The 17,047-nt window shown below is 42.6% G+C and carries 10 protein-coding genes; 7 read left to right on the plus strand and 3 right to left on the minus strand.

Annotation, left to right across the window (positions count from 1 at the left end; genetic code table 11):
* The first annotated feature begins 920 nt into the window (after positions 1–920).
* A complete protein-coding gene (locus HMPREF9010_RS10950) occupies positions 921–1,358 on the plus strand; it encodes a hypothetical protein (protein WP_008649411.1) in 438 nt (145 codons plus the stop codon).
* 216 nt (positions 1,359–1,574) lie between these two features.
* On the opposite strand, the gene bglX is transcribed toward HMPREF9010_RS10950, so the two are convergent.
* The 3 genes from bglX to HMPREF9010_RS10935 are packed head-to-tail and all read right to left on the minus strand — an operon-like array spanning position 1,575 to position 7,015.
* A complete protein-coding gene (gene bglX, locus HMPREF9010_RS10945) occupies positions 1,575–3,854 on the minus strand; it encodes a beta-glucosidase BglX (RefSeq protein ID WP_008649413.1) in 2,280 nt (759 codons plus the stop codon).
* A 16-nt stretch (positions 3,855–3,870) separates the two neighbouring features.
* Entirely contained in the window at positions 3,871–5,982 is a 2,112-nt protein-coding gene (locus tag HMPREF9010_RS10940) for a beta-galactosidase (RefSeq protein ID WP_032852733.1), read from the minus strand.
* Between the two features lie 40 nt (positions 5,983–6,022).
* Complete coding sequence (locus HMPREF9010_RS10935) at positions 6,023–7,015, minus strand: glycoside hydrolase family 43 protein (protein ID WP_004322309.1); 993 nt, start codon at positions 7,013–7,015, stop codon at positions 6,023–6,025.
* A gap of 282 nt (positions 7,016–7,297) precedes the next feature.
* Between HMPREF9010_RS10935 and HMPREF9010_RS10930 the strand changes: the two genes are divergently transcribed.
* From HMPREF9010_RS10930 to HMPREF9010_RS10905, 6 genes are all read left to right on the plus strand, one after another.
* Positions 7,298–8,395, plus strand: coding sequence for a family 43 glycosylhydrolase (locus HMPREF9010_RS10930; protein WP_004316154.1), 1,098 nt, complete (start codon positions 7,298–7,300; stop codon positions 8,393–8,395).
* A 200-nt stretch (positions 8,396–8,595) separates the two neighbouring features.
* Positions 8,596–9,771, plus strand: a complete 1,176-nt coding sequence (locus HMPREF9010_RS10925) for a glycerophosphodiester phosphodiesterase family protein (RefSeq protein ID WP_032852764.1) — start codon at positions 8,596–8,598, stop codon at positions 9,769–9,771.
* 30 nt (positions 9,772–9,801) lie between these two features.
* Positions 9,802–12,798, plus strand: coding sequence for a SusC/RagA family TonB-linked outer membrane protein (locus tag HMPREF9010_RS10920; protein WP_032852734.1), 2,997 nt, complete (start codon positions 9,802–9,804; stop codon positions 12,796–12,798).
* A gap of 12 nt (positions 12,799–12,810) precedes the next feature.
* Entirely contained in the window at positions 12,811–14,598 is a 1,788-nt protein-coding gene (locus tag HMPREF9010_RS10915; RefSeq protein ID WP_008649417.1) for a RagB/SusD family nutrient uptake outer membrane protein, read from the plus strand.
* A 52-nt stretch (positions 14,599–14,650) separates the two neighbouring features.
* A complete protein-coding gene (locus HMPREF9010_RS10910; protein ID WP_004322305.1) occupies positions 14,651–16,111 on the plus strand; it encodes a right-handed parallel beta-helix repeat-containing protein in 1,461 nt (486 codons plus the stop codon).
* A gap of 22 nt (positions 16,112–16,133) precedes the next feature.
* Positions 16,134–17,033 (plus strand): fimbrillin family protein, encoded by a 900-nt coding sequence (locus HMPREF9010_RS10905; protein ID WP_008649421.1) that lies wholly within the window; start codon positions 16,134–16,136, stop codon positions 17,031–17,033.
* The last annotated feature ends 14 nt before the right edge of the window (positions 17,034–17,047 follow it).

The raw sequence follows: 17,047 nt of genomic DNA on the forward strand, positions 1-17,047 counted from the left end.
CTTTTAAAAAAGGAAAGTATAAGTATAGTTGTCTTTTAACTGAATGAGGTGTAGAAAACAGTACGTACTGTTTGTGCAGAAACGAGTTAAACGTTGCGCTAATGAAGTGGGTCGAAGGGTGAGGATGGTGAGGTAGATTTATAACTTTCGTATTTTTTTTTATAGATAAAAAAGGAGATAGTATAGAAAATAATAAAATAAAGGGTTATAAATCTACCCTCACCATCCCTCACCTTTGACCCATATCTTATAATAAAAAGATAACGGGGAATCTTAAAAACTCAATCGTCTTTTTCTGATTTATCACAACGTTTTCAGAATACTCCATTATTTTATTCAAAACAGTCTGGAATGAATCAAATTTCAGGGATATGGCTGTCCTGAACCAAATCTCCCAGGAATTACAATTGGGCCGGTTTGCTGAATATACATAACTTCCAGCATTTATTCCCATATTTCCACCACATAAAAAAAATATGTATATCTTTGTCGTACGCTTTCTGCTCATCAGCGTGATGAAACTAGTAGAAGGCGCTATATATTACTTAATTGAGTATATGTGTATTATCTCTCTCTTCCTAAAATTAGCAACTTTTGTACGGAGAGATGATTCGACAGATACTCCACGTCAACGACTGTATATCAACATATCCGGTAAAGATGTGTTATATATAAACGATTGACGTGGGTGTCTGTTGTTATCATTGTCTAGTACAAGGGTATTGCTAGCCTTAGGAGGTAGATAATGGTGCAACAGCATCCACGTCTTTTTTGTGTCCGGTCGGTTATGATTACCCCAAAAAGTCTAACCTAAACAATTTCCCGTCCGCCCGAAATATAGAAAAAGTGAATGCCCGTTGCTCCACATAAACAAAATAATATTCAATCTTTATTGTGGAACACATTAAAACAAAAGCATTATGCCAAAATGGATTAGCGTAGAAGAAGCGGCGGCCAAGTATGGAATCAACAAAGAAGTAATCTGGCTTTGGGCGGATATGAAAAGATTTCCGATGTCGTATGAGAAAGGTATCACCACTGTCGATGAAGAAAGCCTTATCGGATTCCTGCATCAGAATAAGGATCGAGTTACAGCCGAGTATATCGACACATTAGAGGACCTGTGTATTGGAAAGACAAAGATTTGTATTTTATATGCTGAAATCATTGGTTATCAGGATAAAGAACTCCTGAATCAAAGGGGGCAAATCGCTCGAATGAAAGAGATACAAATAGTCATGAAAAGACAAAATAACCGGATTCGGGATTGCGAGAAATTTTTTGCAAAATATGAGAAAAACTTTAGTGTTTGTTGGATGGGAAGGTTGTGTGCTGGCTTGAGGCGCCTGATACGATGACAAAGAATGGAGGCAAGCATCTGATAAAAAGTATATCGGAGTTGTACCGGAAATTTCCAATAACTATTTTTCAGGTACGGATTACACAGTTTTAGCCAATCAAAAGACCGCATAATCCGTATCTGGTAAATGTTTCATGTTTATCTTACCCGGAACTTAAACCATCTGTACGTGGAAGATGATAAATATTATAGGTGTAACTTATCAGATGTTATTTTATTTTGCTTGGAAACTTTTTGTTTGTACATCACGGGAGTTCGGTCCTACCATAACATCAAATTCTCCGGGTTCGTAAACATAATGTAATTCGGAATTATAGAATTTCAAGTCATCTTCCGTAATAACAAACTTAACATCGCGACTTTCCCCGCTCTTCAGGAAGACGCGTTCAAAACCTTTCAGCTCCTTCACCGGACGGGCGATCTCCGCATAAATATCATGAAGATACAGTTGTACAGTTTCGTAACCATCGTAGTTCCCCTTGTTTGTTACAGTGACAGACACAGTCAACTCACCATTTTTAGGCAAGGTTTCCGAGCTAATCTGCAACTCACCATAAACAAAGTCCGTATAACTCAAACCATATCCGAACGGATACAGAGGTTCATTGCTCTCATCCAGATAATTGCTGGCATAGCGGTTGAACATACGACTGTCGGGATCAGGACGACCCGTATTCAAATGATTGTAGAATAACGGCAGCTGTCCCACCGAACGCGGGAAGGTAGTTGTCAGTTTGCCACTTGGAGTGATCTTGCCAAACAATACATCGGCAACCGCGTCCCCTGTTTCGCTACCGCCAAACCAGACATTCAATATGGAATGAACATTCGCATCCTCCCAGTTTAAGACTAAAGGACGTCCCGTGAACAGAAGAAGTACGACAGGTTTGCCCGTCTTCACTAAAGCCTTCAATAAATCCTGTTGTGCATCGGGTATCTCAAGACTGGTGCGTGAAGCCGATTCACCGCTCATTTCCGCACATTCACCCAAAGCGGCAACAATGATGTCTGAACGGGAAGCCACGCGTAAAGCCTCGTCCAACAGTTCCCGGTTGTCTCCACGTTCCAGCGGGCGAATGCCCGTAGCTGCTTTTTCTGTTTCCGCATCATAATATATGTTGCAGCCTTTCGCATACAGAATTTCAGCTTTGTCACCCGCTGCCGAACGGATTCCTTCCAGCAATGTTCCGTGGCGGGACGGCGTACATGTCATGCTCCACATACCGCACATATTGTTACGTGCGTCTGCCATTGGACCGATCAGGGCAATCCTGCCTTTTTGTTCAAGTGGAAGCAGGTTGTTGTCATTCTTCAACAGAACAAATGTTTCAGCTGCAATCGCACGTGCAGCAGAACGGTGTTCAGGCGTATAAAGTTTCTCTTTGGCACGCAGGGCATCGCAATATTTATACGGATTGGAGAACAGTCCCAGTTTATATTTGGCTTCCAATACACGGCGACAAGCCATATTAATCTGCTCTTCCGTTACCTTCGCTTCTTTCAGGGATTCCTCCAATGTATTGAGGAACCCGCATGAAACCATATCCATATCCGTTCCTGCCTGTAAAGCGCGAATGGAGGCTTCCTTCAGAGGGGCGACACCATGGGAGGACATTTCGGCTATCGAATTGTAATCTGTTACCAATAGTCCTCCGAAGCCCCATTCATTCCGGAGCAGGTCGGTCAGTAACCATTTGTTGGCTGTGGCTGGAATACCGTCAACGATATTAAACGAGCTCATGACGCTGCCTACACCAGCGTCAACGGCAGCTTTATAAGGAGCCAGATATTCGTTATACATACGTAGTCGGCTCATATCCACTGTATTGTAATCGCGTCCCGATTCGGACGCCCCATAAAGTGCGAAATGTTTCACGCAGGCAAGTATTTCATCGTTGCCTTGCATATTGTTTCCCTGATAACCACGCACATACGCTTTTGCCATTAAAGAACCCAGGTAAGGATCTTCTCCGTTCCCTTCTGCGATACGTCCCCAACGGGCATCACGACAAATATCGACCATCGGGCTGAATGTCCAGTTAATACCGTCTGCGCTGGCCTCAATGGCGGAGATGCGTGCCATACGTTCGACGGCCAGCGTATCCCAACTACAGGACAGTGCCAATGGGATTGGAAAAATAGTTTCGTAACCGTGGATAACGTCTGCACCTACAAGTAGAGGTATTTTCAACCGGCTTTCTTCTACCGCAAGGTGTTGCAGGGCATTAATTTTCTGGATCCCCTTGACATTGAAGAAGCCGCCTATTTCCTGTTTGCGAATCATATCGCTAAGTTCACCGTTCATCACCGAACCTGTCACGAGATCACCGCTCGAAGGCAGGTTTAATTGTCCAAGTTTCTCACGGAGAGTCATCCGGTCCATTAAGTCGGTAATGAAACGGTCCATTTCCCTATCTTTCCCTCCCCCGGACGGTGAACAGGCAAAGAGAGTAAGCCCGCAAAGGGCGCAAGATATAAGATTTCTTATCTTCATTTTTCTTGTTATTGGGTTATTTATACTTGTTGTCCGATTTTTCTTTCCACACCACTACTCCCGCAGGTTCAAGGCGTGCACTGCCAATCAGTACTTCTGCCTCATCGGGAATGACTATTTCCTGAATGTCCGACGTATAATTCAAGGCGATGTAAAAACCGTCACGCCATTCCTTCACTACTCCGTACGGTAAATCTTCAGTCGGTACGCCGGCTTCCGTATATACACGACGTACTACTTCTTTCTCCAATTTGCCGTCATCGGTATCCGTTCCGATATAGGTGACCGTTCCTTTACCCAGTCTACGGTGTATCACGGAAGCAGCTCCCTTATAAAACTGGTCTGTATAGACAGCCCACACATCTGTTCCGGCAGCCGGGGTTAGTACGTCCGCCCAATTGTTCCAGGCGTATTCCTCACTGCCGAAATCTACTTTTCCGTAGAGACTGTGAGGCAGATGGTCATAGTACAAGCTGTTTATTCCGGCCAGTTGATGAATAGGAGCCGCTAAAGGAGCCTCCCACAATTTGGCGTCACGGTCTTTCTGACCGGTACGGCAGGTCAGAATCAGATGTCCCCCATTCTTCACGTATTCAGTCCAACGTTTTACCAAATTGTTATCAAGCAACTGATAAGCCGGTGCAATCAGGAAGGGATAATCTGAAAAATCCTCCTTCTCCGAGATCACATCGACGGGAGCGGCGAAGGACTTTAGCAGGTTGTAATACTTATGTATGTGCGGCCTCGTCCGCCACTGGTCTGTCTGACGCTGGAACTCCATTTCCCAATAGTTGTTCATATCGAAAAGCAGTCCAATGCGTCGGGAAGCCAGCTGTTTGGGCATACGGCTTTTCTTATCGTAGGCGGCACGAAGCTTTTTCATCTCCTGCGTAATACGTACATATTCTTCACCGCCCGGAGAAAGAGTCACCCCATCGGTCATTATCATGCCGTAATGGTATTGCTCACTGCCTTTCAGAGGTTGACGGAAGCGGTAATTGCACACAAACTTCCCACCACCTGCAAAAACGTGATACACCCACATACGCACAGCGCCGGGTAAGGGTTGAGGGTTATACACTCCCCAGTTTACTTGACCGGGCTGTAGTTCCATCACTCCGAATGTTTTGCCGACACGGTTACGAAACTGATCATTTGAAAATCCGAGATCTTCGGGAATCCCCATCCGGAAACCTTGGCTACCTATTCCCTGATTATGTCCAGTCACCAGATAGCGGGTGTAGGTCAGGAAGTCCGTATGATCAATCCGTACCGGATCAACCGGATTGAAAACAGGAATCAGGTTGGTAGTGATCCATTGGTCTTTATTAATATGCTGCCGGAGTATATCTGCCTGCATATTAACAAAGCCCGCCAATTCGTCCGCCATGAAACGGTTCAGGTCGAGCATGGCATGAGGATTGGGCTTATCGGGTACTTCCTGCTGACTGGGAAGACGCACTTGGTCGAAGTTCTGATAAGTTTCACTCCAGAAAGAGGTTCCCCATGTATCATTCAGTTTGTCAATAGTAGCGTATTTCTTCTGTAACCAGACACGGAATTTTATTTGTGCATTTTCACTGTAATCCACTACTCCGTAATGTCCCGGCTCGTTGTCAATCTGCCAGCCGATAACAGCAGGGTGATTGCCATAACGCATTGCCAGACGGGAAACAATGTTTTCTACATAACGACGGTAACGGTCGCTACTCCAGGAAGCATGCTGACGCCGTCCGTGTTGAATAGAAACTCCATTATCCCGCTGAATCAATATGTCGGGGTACTTTTTTGACAGCCAGACGGGAGGTGTGGGAGTAGGAGTACACATAATTACCTTCAGACCATATTTCTCTGCTAAAGAGACGGCACGATCCAGCCACTCAAAATCATACTTTCCTTCTTCCGGCTCCATCATGGCCCAAGCGAACTCCGCAAAATGGGTGAACTTGATTCCCATCTCCGACATTTTCTTCAAATCACGTTCCCATTGGGAGGAATCCCATTGCTCGGGGTAATAGTAAGATCCTAGAGCAAACAACTCTTCTGGAGGAAAAGATTTATCGGCCGGAGATTGAGCAAAGGATACCAACGAAAACAATAAAGCTAAGACTAATAAGGACTTTTTCATGGATATTATTTTAAGTTTCATCGCTATAATAAATAACAGGTTAGCGCAGTGGTCTGGCTTTTATTCCGCCGGAGGTCATTTTTACAGGTTTGATAGTACCGTTTTTATTAAAATACATTCGGTCAATGCAAGTAATGCGGTAGTTCCCATCGGTTTCACCCAAAGGGCGGCGATGATAGACAATATACCATTCATCCTTTCCCGGACCTTTGATAATGGAATGATGTCCGGCACCATTAGCTATTTTAGTGTCCTGCTCCAAAATCTTTCCGACTCTTTTGAACGGACCAAAAGGCGAATCCGCAATGGCATACGCTACACAATAATCGGGGCCTGTCCAGTCGCCTTCTGACCACATGAAATAATATTTGCCATTGTGTTTAAGCATAAAAGGTCCTTCTATATAATTTTCCGGAGTCACTTCTTTATAAGTTGTTCCGTCTTCAAAAGGTACGATACTGATTAGATCAGATCCCATCTTCACCATATTGCAATGTCCCCAACCGCCGTAATACATATAATACTGACCGTCATCGTCCTTGAAAACAAACTGGTCAATAGGTTGCGCTCCGTTCACGATCTTGCCAATCAGCGGCTTTCCGAGCGCATCCTTGAAAGGACCTTCCGGACGATCGGCTACAGCCACACCTATACCTCCCACTTCACTCTCATGATATATGTTGTTTGCTCCAAAATAGAAATAATATTTCCCATTTGCTTCTATCACGGCAGGTGCCCATAAAGCATTCCTTAACCAGCTGATATTTTCGACAGAAAGGACTTTCGGGTGTTTTCTCCAGTGTACCAAATCTGGGGAAGAAAAGGCATCCATGTACAATTGTTGTTCGAAAGGAGCTGAATAAGTCGGATAAATCCAGTATTTATCACCGAAAACGACTCCTTCGGGATCTGCATACCAACCGTCAAAAACCGGATTAGTACTTGTCTGTTTTTTGCCCGTATTTGTTTGAGCAAATAAGGTTACTGAACAGCAACACATAATCATGAAAAAGAATACTATTTTGGAATTCATGTCTATAAATATTAAAGTTATGCCACAAAAATGATGAAAAATCAATGAAATAAAGGTTGATTATTTGCCAATAAATAGCGAGAATCAACCAAATTGCCGGAAAAATAATTATTTCATATATTACTGCTTGTAAAGGGCTGTTTTGATTTGTTTTTTCACTTTCTTTGTTTGCAGGTTCAACACTTTTGTTATATATTGCCGTCCCATTTTCGTTGTATCTGTCTTGAATTTCTTAATTGGTCATTTAACAGGCTATTATTTATATATATTATAAGTATTACTATGCGAATTTTATTGTATTTTCTCCTTATTCTTTTAGTGGGTTGCTCATCCGGTCAGAATAAAAAAACACATGAGCGGGTAGACCTCGATTCCGTACCTGTTTATACGAATCCGCTTTTGTCAAGAGGAGGAGACCCATGGGCGGTATTCCATAACGGAATATATTATTATACCCAAAGTATGAGCGACCGCATCACTTTATGGGCAACAGATGATATAACCCGGTTGGCGGAAGCATCCCAGAAAGATGTGTGGGTACCTCAAAATTCGTCAAACGCATTTCATCTTTGGGGACCTGAAATACATTACATTAATAATAAATGGTATATTTATTGTTGTGCGGATGATGGAAATATTGATAATCGTCAGATTTATGTGCTTGAGAATGAGTCTGCTGACCCGATGAAAGGGGAATTTGTCATGAAGGGAAGAATATCAACTGATGAAGATAATAATTGGGCAATTCATGCCAGTACTTTTGAACATGGAGGAAAGCGTTATTTAATCTGGTGTGGATGGCAGAAACGTAGAGTTTATCAGGAAAATCAATGTATTTATATTGCCGAAATGGAGAACCCATGGACACTGGCTTCTGACCGTATTTTGATTTCCGAACCAGAATATGAATGGGAATGTCAGTGGATCAGTATAGATGGTAATAAAACTGCCTATCCGATTCGTGTCAATGAAGCACCGCAATTCTTCTATTCTTTGAAGAAAGATAAGTTATTGATTTATTATTCGGCAAGTGGTAATTGGACTCCTTACTACTGTGTAGGACTGCTGACTGCCGATACTGACAGCGATCTGCTGAATCCGGCTTCTTGGAAAAAGGCACCGGAGCCTGTGTTTAAGCAAGCACCGGAAAATCATGTATATGGACCCGGTAGTATCTGTTTTATTCCTTCACCTGACGGTAAGGAATGGTATATGCTTTATCACGCCCGCAAGAGTTTGTATGATATGCTTGTTTTGGATAGCCGGACGCCGCGTATGCAGAAAATAGAGTGGGATAAGGAAGGAATCCCTGTTTTAGGAATTCCGCAGAAAGAAGGATTCCCGCTTCGCAAACCGTCAGGCACTCCTGAACGCAAATGAAAATAGGGGGCGTACTTTTTGCAATACGCCCGTTTTATTCAAAAAGAGCCCGTTTCTTTCTTTTCTTATTTAAATGGTCTTCTTTTTCACGAAAAGAAAAATTCTCATCTTTTATTGAATGTTTTTTTCCTTTTTTTAGTGCGTATTACTTATGTTTGCAACGTAATCTATTAAATAAATCAACTAATGTAAAACGCGCAATGAGAAATGAAAATCTATTGTCCTTTCTTCTTATAAAGAGAAGAATTTTAAAATTACTGGCTATAAAATATGCATACAGTTTAATTGTTTTATGCGGAATTAGTTTTATGGCATGTTCAGATGATGATCCCGTAAAAAAGAATCCTTATCTGCAAACGAGCACCCGTGCTATGCTGAAAGAGGTAGTGGAAGTGGTGTTTAACAATATCGACAGTAATACTGACGTTACTGTCGACTTTGGTGACGGAACAGTCAAGGAAGGGAAAGCAGCTACGTCTATCACTCATGCTTATACACAAAGTGGTGACTACACGATGTTAGTGACAGCGGGTGAGCATGCAGTACAGAAAAGGATCCGTATTTACGACTTATTGGCACTGACAGAAGCCATGAAGCAATTCAGGGATGCAGATAACAAAATGGTATGGGCTATGACGCATCGCTCTCATACAACAGACAAGACTATTCCCGAAAATTCGGTATCTGCTGTAGAAGCTGCCATCAATGCAGGAGCGGATGTGATTGAATGTGACACTCATCTCACAAGCGATGGAGTAGTTATGGTGTGCCATGACCAGACAATCAATGCTACGACTAACGGCACAGGGGATATTACGAAAATGACTTATGCTGAAATTCAGCAATATAATCTGTTGGACCGGAATGGAAGGGTGACCGATGAGAAGATGCCCACATTGGAAGAGTTTCTGAAAGCAGGGCGTGGAAAAATATATTTCAATCTGGATTATTCTCCACGTACAGCCTCTACCCAAGAGGTGATGAATGTTGTCAAGGAACTGGATATGATGGAACAAGTCTTTTTCTATTGTAACAGTAGCCAGAAAGCAGAAGAAGTGTTGTCTATTTCTAAAAAGGCACACGTGTACACATGGGCACAAAGCGCTTACAAACCTCTGGTTGGGCTTCCGGGCAATTATTTCGTGCAATATTCTTATGCTCCCGACGGACAAAGTACTCCCATAGGGACTGCTATCAGTGAGGGGATGATTCCTACAGTCAATATGCTTCATGTATTATCCGGATTAATACCTGAATATGATATAAATGCGACTTATCTGGATGAGCTTCTTCAGATTTATCCTGAAGTACGTATGATACAGACAGATGCACCGGAAGTATTAATCTCCGCTTTACAAGCAAGAGGATTGCGTTAACTTTATCATCTAACATAAAATCATTTATTTATGAAGAATATTCATTTCAAAACGTGTACCTGTCTGTTAGGTATACTGCTGATACTGTTTTCCGGTATACAGGTAAAGGGAGCTTCTTTGGAAGTTCAGCAGGAAAGTAAGATATCAGGTACGGTGACGGACGAAAAGGGCGAACCAGTTATTGGCGCTTCCGTAGTAGTCGTAGAATCGAAACAGGGTACTATTACAGATATAGACGGTAAATTTCTGGTGAACGTACCTAAGAATGGACACCTGAAAGTGTCTTATATCGGTTATGAAACACAAGAAGTGGCTGTTAAAAACCGCCAGTTATTGAAGATCGTATTGAAAGAAGAATCGACCGCTTTGAATGAAGTGGTAGTGGTGGGTTACGGTACGATGAAACGGAAAGAAATGACTTCGGCTATTTCGCATATAGGTGCGAAAGATCTGAATCAGATATCCAGCCTCGATGCCTCCATGCTTTTGCAGGGGAAAGTTTCCAGCGTTTCGGTTTCTAACACAGCTCTGGCCGATCCGAACAATCAAGGAAGTATTCAGATTCGTGGTGTCTCTTCCCGTAATGCAGGTTTAGGACCGTTAATTGTGGTAGACGGAGTGCCGGGAGGTGATATGACGAATATTAACCCTGCCGATATTGAATCGATTGATGTATTGAAAGACGGTGCTGCTTCTGCGATCTATGGTACGCGGGGTAGTAACGGGGTTATCCTGATTAATCTAAAGAAAGGGACCAAAGATGGACAGGTTCATACAACCTATAGTACTTCCGTTACTTTTAATAAAGCTAAAAAAGAACTCGACATAATGAATGCGGAAGAATACCGTGCTTATCGCACAGTGTCTAATCCGCTTTCCGATATGGGAGCTGATTCAGACTGGTTTGATGCCGTTACTCAATTGGGGGTGACTCACATGCATACATTGACATTTTCCGGCGGTAATGCGAGAACCAACTATCGGGTGACCGCCGACTATCGTAATGCCCGTGGTATTGATTTGCGTTCCGACCGTCGTGAATATGGAGCACGTGCCAATATTAACCATACAACCAAAGACGGGCTATTCACGTTCTCTGCTAATATAACTCCTCGTGTTATCGACCGGAACAAATCAGCCAATGTATATAGCAATGCTATTAAAAACAATCCGACAATGCCTATTTATGATTCGGAATCGGCTAATGGGTACTATCGTTTTCCCAGTGGAACGGAAGGTTCTAATATCGTAGAGCAATTGAATGAAGAAGAGAATGGTACGGAAATTAAGTTGCTGGAATGGAATGCTACGGCTGCCGTTAATCTGCTGCCTCTGTTTAATCCGAAGAATCCGGACATGGTATTGAAGTCGCAGGTCACTATTTCTCAATATCAAGTTGATAAATTTAACGGATGGTTTATACCGTCTACTTATGGTTCTAATGTAAATGATGGTGTCACCGGAAAAGCCAGCCGTGACTTCGACAAAAGTACGACTAACAATCTGGAATGGGTAACAAATTTCTCTACACGTATCAAGAATCATCAGGTCCGTGCAATGGTGGGGTATAGCTATAATTATGGTGTAAATTCCGGAATGTCTGCTGAAAACTGGAATTTCTCTTCGGATGGATTGACGTATAATAATCTGGGTTCCGGGCTGGAAGCGGCAAAAGATGGAAAAACAATGATGGGCTCCTATAAGAATGACCATAAGTTAATCAGCTTCTTCGGACGTGTTAATTATGATTGGAAAGAGCGCTACCTGTTTACTTTCTCTTTACGCCACGAAGGGTCTTCCCGCTTTGGCGAGAATCATAAATGGGGTAATTTCCCGGCTGTATCTGTCGGTTGGCGTATCTCGGATGAGAAGTTTATGAAAGGACTTTCATGGATTGATGACTTGAAAGTACGTTATGATTATGGGGTGACAGGTAATCAGGAAATAGGAAATTATAATTCTCTGGCTACTTACCGGGCTTTCGGTTGGTATCAATACAATGGTAACCGTTTTCATGTATGGGGACCGAGCAAAAATACGAACTCGGAATTGCGCTGGGAGAAAGGACATAATCAGAATGTGGGTTTGGACTTCTCACTCTTCTCACACAAAGTGACCGGTTCATTTAACTATTTCCATCGTAAACAAAGTGATTTGCTCGGAGATTATTCTGTACCGGTACCACCTAACTTGTTCTCCACCATCTATACCAATGTAGGTACATTGCGTAATACCGGTTTCGAACTTGATGTTACAGTAAATGCTGTCCGGACAAAGGATTTCACTTATAGTTTCACATTAGTGGGGGCTACTAATAACAATAAGTTTGTCAGTTTTTCCAACGATATATATAAAGGACAAAAATATTACTCTACCTGTAGCATGGCGAATCCGAATAATCCGGGATATTTGCAGCGGATTGAAGAGGGGGAACGTATTGGTAACTACTTTACATATCGTTATGCAGGAGTGGATAAAAAAGGTGACTGGCTGATTTATGATAAAAAGGGGAATGTGATTCCTGTAGCCCAAGGTACGGAAGAGGATAAGTCTGTGACCGGAAACGGTTTGCCGAAATTCACCGGCTCTATGACGCATAACTTCACTTATAAGAACTTTGATTTGTCTGTTGCCTTCCGTGGTGCTGCCGGGTTTGACATATTCAACGTGCATGATTTCTATTTCGGATTGCAGAGCATGACTACCAACCAGTTGACGACCGCTTATTCGAAGAATGCACATATCACGACAGGTAAGAATGTGATTACCGACTACTTCATTGAACCAGGTGATTATCTGAAGATAGACAACGTCACTTTAGGATATACCATGAACCTGAATAAGAAATATATTGAAAAGATACGTTTGTTCGGTACGGCCAACAATCTTTATACGTTTACGAAGTTTACCGGTGTAGATCCTTCTACCTACGAAGTGAACGGACTGACACCGGGTACTTTCGGAGGAGGATATAACTATTATCCGTCTGCTTTTCAGTTTATTTTAGGATTACAAGTAAGTTTCTAATAAAAGACGATTATGAAAATAACAAAATATATCATTGGATTAGGGATAATGGCAGGTACAGTCATTAGTTTGCCATCCTGTACAGATCTGTCGGAAACGGTGTATGATCAGGTCATGTCTCAAAACTATTATAATACCAAACAGGATGTTATCAACGCCGTTTTTCGTCCGTTTGAGCATATCTATGAATCCATTGTCAGACGTCATGAACACGAAGAACTGACAGGGGATCAGTTGATAACGCCTACTCGGGGAACTTGGTGGTATGATGGCGGTAAATGGGAAAAATATCATTATCATCAGTACGATGACATTAATTCCGGAGATTGGACATCCGGATGGGAGTCCATGTATGCTGGTATTGGTCAATGTAATCTGGTGTTGGATGAACTGGCCCAACTGAATCCTTCCAAGTTCAATCTAAGTGAGAGTGAATTTGATAGTTTTAAGGCACAACTACGTTGTATGCGGGCCTACTGTTATCTTCGTCTGTTCAATAGCTACCGTAACTGTGTTCTAACAACAAGCTCCGATCAAGCTGTAAATGAACGACCGGAGAATCGGAAACAGGTATCTCCACAAGTTATGTTTGATTTCATCGAGGGTGAATTAAAAGATTTCTGTTTACCGAGTTTGCCATCCAAGACCGGACAATCCGGTAACGGCAATCAGCAAGGACAGTTTACCAAAGCTGCTGCCGCTTCATTGCTGGTACGCCTTTATTTGAACGCAGAAAAATGGATTGGGCAGCCTAAATGGCAAGAATGTATTGATATGTGTAAACGTATCATCGGAGGAGAATTTGGTTATTATGCAATTGCGGATAACTGGTACGAACCCTTCGACTGGAACAATGAAATGTGTAATGAAGTAATCTTTGGTTTCTCCGGTTCTTATGGAACAACCAGCTGGCATCTGAAAAGTGGGGAACACGGTGACAACAGAACTGTTTATGGACGAGGACTTCCGTATGGTTGTCAGTATTTCCTAAAAATAGAAGGCGATGGGAGCCGTAATCCGAAATATGCAATTTCACCAAGCTTTGATAACCAACGTCCCCGGCAGATATTCGACTATGAATTGGGCATGGTTACGCAGAAATTCGCCAAGTATGCGGGCGATAAACGTTATAAACAATATGTAAATACGAGTAATAATACACGGGAAGGTATGTTCTTCATGGAAGGGAAAATCGCTAATTCCAGTATAAGTGGGGGATATGCCAAGAATCCGGATAATCAATATGTCCTTTACCTACTTGATCAAGTGGGACGTTTTGAAGGTAACGCAGAATCCGGTTATATTGCCAACCCGAATTATCAGGAGTCTAAACTGGGAAACGGAGATTTCAACTCGGGGCTTTACTGTGTGAAGTATCCTTTCTATCCGTTTGATGGAGGATATTTTATAGAGTCGGATTATACGGAAATCCGTTTGGCGGAGATTATTTATTCGCAGGCGGAATGCCTTCTTCGTCTCGGACAGGCAGGCGAGGCCGGCAAGCTGTTGAACAGCGTGCGTAAACGCAACTATGAAAACTTTACTGCAGATATCGCTTATCAGCCGGAAGGTAACGTGGTACTTGATCTAAAAGAAATGCTTGATGAATGGGGACGGGAATTTCTTGCGGAGAGCCGTCGTCGGACGGATTTGATCCGCTTCGGAAGATTTCAGGATGCATGGTGGGACAAGAAACGGGATGCAGATACTCATTATGAATTGTTCCCGTTTTCACAGACCCAATTGGAGCAGAATGAATATCTGAAACAGAATCCCGGTTATCCGGATATTGCCCGTTAAGCGGTGAACTGTAATTATTTCAATTTAGTGTACAAGTTTAAAATGAAGAAAAATGAAAAATAAGTTGCTCACAATATCAAAGATTGGGCTTTTGGCCTTCACTATTTTAGTGAGCCAGGCGTGTCAGGAAGATTATGAGATGGTTGATCCTCCGATGATTACTGATTATGATGATGATCTGGATGAAGAAGTTGTCTTGCAAAAAGGACTGGAAAGTTATTTTGTAACTCAATTCGGTGAAGGGGACATGGATGGTACTTCATGGGATCAGGCAATGGATGTAGCTGGTTTTCGCAAATTATTGAGTGGATCTATCGATCTGTCCAAGAGTACTATTTACATGAGCCAGGGAAAATATGTGATGTCCGAGACCGGAGGACTCGGGGTGATTATCCGCAAAGACATTAAAGCGATCAAAGGAGGATATAGTTTGTTGAGCGAAGGGACAGATCTGACTAATCGTCGTATTGATACGTATAAGACAGTGATCAGCGGAGATGTAAACGGTAATAATCAGGCTGATTCCGGTGATTGCGGACTATTGTTGGTGAAAGGAGGGATTATTGGGATTGAAGGAGTTACTTTTCAATATGGGTACCTTTCTAATAATGATGCCAAGTCTAACGAGTGTGGTAGCGGAATTTATATCAATGGTAACGTCAATAGCACCTCTGTCGAATTAACGGATTGTATTATCAGGGATTGTAAAACGGAAGCTGTCAACGGGCAAGGAGGAGTAGCGGGAGGTACAGCTATTCTTATTGCTTCCGGGAGCTCGAAACTGAACAATGTGAAGTTCCTGGATAATGCGGCGGATAGCCGTGGCGGAGCAATACGGTGTAACAGCAATAAGGCTGTTGTGTTTATGAATAATTGCCTGATAACTGGCAATTCAGTAAGAGAACTTTTTGGGGTCGGTATTCAGATATCATCGGGACATATTTGTATGAATAACACAACCATTGTCGGAAATCCGGGAAAAGGTGCTGCTTTAAACGGGGGAGGTAGTTTCATGCTCGCTAATAGTACGATTGTAGGGCATGATATTGATCAGGAGTATGGCGCCTTTCGATGTGAAACCTCTATTGATGGTGATACTAAGTTTATTAATAACCTGTTGATTTCCGAGAATTCTACCGCTCCAAGCTTCATTTTGAACGGAGCGAATAAAGAAGCTTACTCCATGGGATATAACTTGTATCAGCGAGTTAATAATTTCACAATGGGCGTTTCTGATACTGCTTATCCTACCCTCGTGAATGGCAACCTGACGGAAGAGGGTGTTTATAAGTGGAATATTGACCAGATCGGACAGGTGGGTGGTTATGCTACCAAACAAGCTGTAATCAATGCTGTGAAAAGTTTCAATCCTGCTGCTTCTCCTATGGTTAATTTAGGTGAGGTATTCGTGGAATGGATGGGTGAAGATGCTTTCGGATTGGATCAGCGTGGCGTGACACGCAATCCTGATAAGATGCAAATGGGAGCTTATGATGCTGTATTGTCCAACTGAATCTTTAAAAAGTAATTGTGATATGAAAAACAAATTTTATATAATGACCGCTTTGGTCATTAGTCTGACAGGCTGTTCAAACATTGAAGACGGGACGCAGCCGACCGGCAACTTTCCCGAAGATCATATAATCCGTATTGTGACAGAAGTGAATGCGCCTGTGTCGCGTGCCGGATATGATGCAAGTAATCTGGAGAGTTTCGGACTGATCATTCATAACAGTGAAAACATTGCTTATGATTATAATTCGCAAATGGTAAAATCTAATAATGACTGGAATACGGCGGACGGGCAACAAATGCTTTGGGATAACGCAAGAACTCCGGTAACAGTAATAGCGTATGCTCCTTACATTTCGGAAGCTGGTTTGGACACTCCGTTAGCTATCAACATACAAAGCAACCAGACTACCGAAGAAAAGGTGATTGCTTCTGATTTCCTGTTGACTAAATCAACGGTTGATCCGAAACAGGATCTCACCGCAGATGGTAGATTGAAAGTTACTTTGGATCATGCCATGAGCAAGCTGATTATAAAAGTGACGGTAAATAATGGTATGGAAGATGCGGCGATCAGTAAACTGGGCGATATGGCTGTAAATGGTACAATAGCGGGTGGTATTTGTGATTTGTCAGTGCCGGAACCGGTAGTCATTCCACGGGAAGATGCTGTAGCTACAACTATCGCCCCCTATAAGGGTACGGATGGGTATGAATGCATTCTTCTCCCGCAAACAATAATAGAAGGCTTTTCTGTCAATTTCAGTTATGACGGAAAATTGTATATATGGACTGCCGAAGAGCCCATTGAGTTGCAAAAGGGAGTAGAGCATACGCTGACACTGAATGTAAATGAAACGGCACGGTTGGCTACCATGCAAATGAAATATCGGGCAACCGGTCAGATTATCGATCAGAAATAAAAAGGAGGAGATGA

It is taken from the genome of Bacteroides sp. 3_1_23 (assembly GCF_000162555.1).
In the GTDB taxonomy this organism is placed as follows: Bacteria; Bacteroidota; Bacteroidia; order Bacteroidales; family Bacteroidaceae; genus Bacteroides; species Bacteroides ovatus.

Excerpts from the sequence above, each read along its gene's own strand:
- HMPREF9010_RS10950 (WP_008649411.1), top strand. The coding sequence starts at position 921 with ATGCCAAAATGGATTAGCGTAGAAGAAGCGGCGGCCAAGTATGGAATC.
- bglX (WP_008649413.1), bottom strand. The coding sequence starts at position 3,854 with ATGAAGATAAGAAATCTTATATCTTGCGCCCTTTGCGGGCTTACTCTC.
- HMPREF9010_RS10940 (WP_032852733.1), bottom strand. The coding sequence starts at position 5,982 with ATGAAAAAGTCCTTATTAGTCTTAGCTTTATTGTTTTCGTTGGTATCC.
- HMPREF9010_RS10935 (WP_004322309.1), bottom strand. The coding sequence starts at position 7,015 with ATGAATTCCAAAATAGTATTCTTTTTCATGATTATGTGTTGCTGTTCA.
- HMPREF9010_RS10930 (WP_004316154.1), top strand. The coding sequence starts at position 7,298 with ATGCGAATTTTATTGTATTTTCTCCTTATTCTTTTAGTGGGTTGCTCA.
- HMPREF9010_RS10925 (WP_032852764.1), top strand. The coding sequence starts at position 8,596 with ATGAGAAATGAAAATCTATTGTCCTTTCTTCTTATAAAGAGAAGAATT.
- HMPREF9010_RS10920 (WP_032852734.1), top strand. The coding sequence starts at position 9,802 with ATGAAGAATATTCATTTCAAAACGTGTACCTGTCTGTTAGGTATACTG.
- HMPREF9010_RS10915 (WP_008649417.1), top strand. The coding sequence starts at position 12,811 with ATGAAAATAACAAAATATATCATTGGATTAGGGATAATGGCAGGTACA.
- HMPREF9010_RS10910 (WP_004322305.1), top strand. The coding sequence starts at position 14,651 with ATGAAAAATAAGTTGCTCACAATATCAAAGATTGGGCTTTTGGCCTTC.
- HMPREF9010_RS10905 (WP_008649421.1), top strand. The coding sequence starts at position 16,134 with ATGAAAAACAAATTTTATATAATGACCGCTTTGGTCATTAGTCTGACA.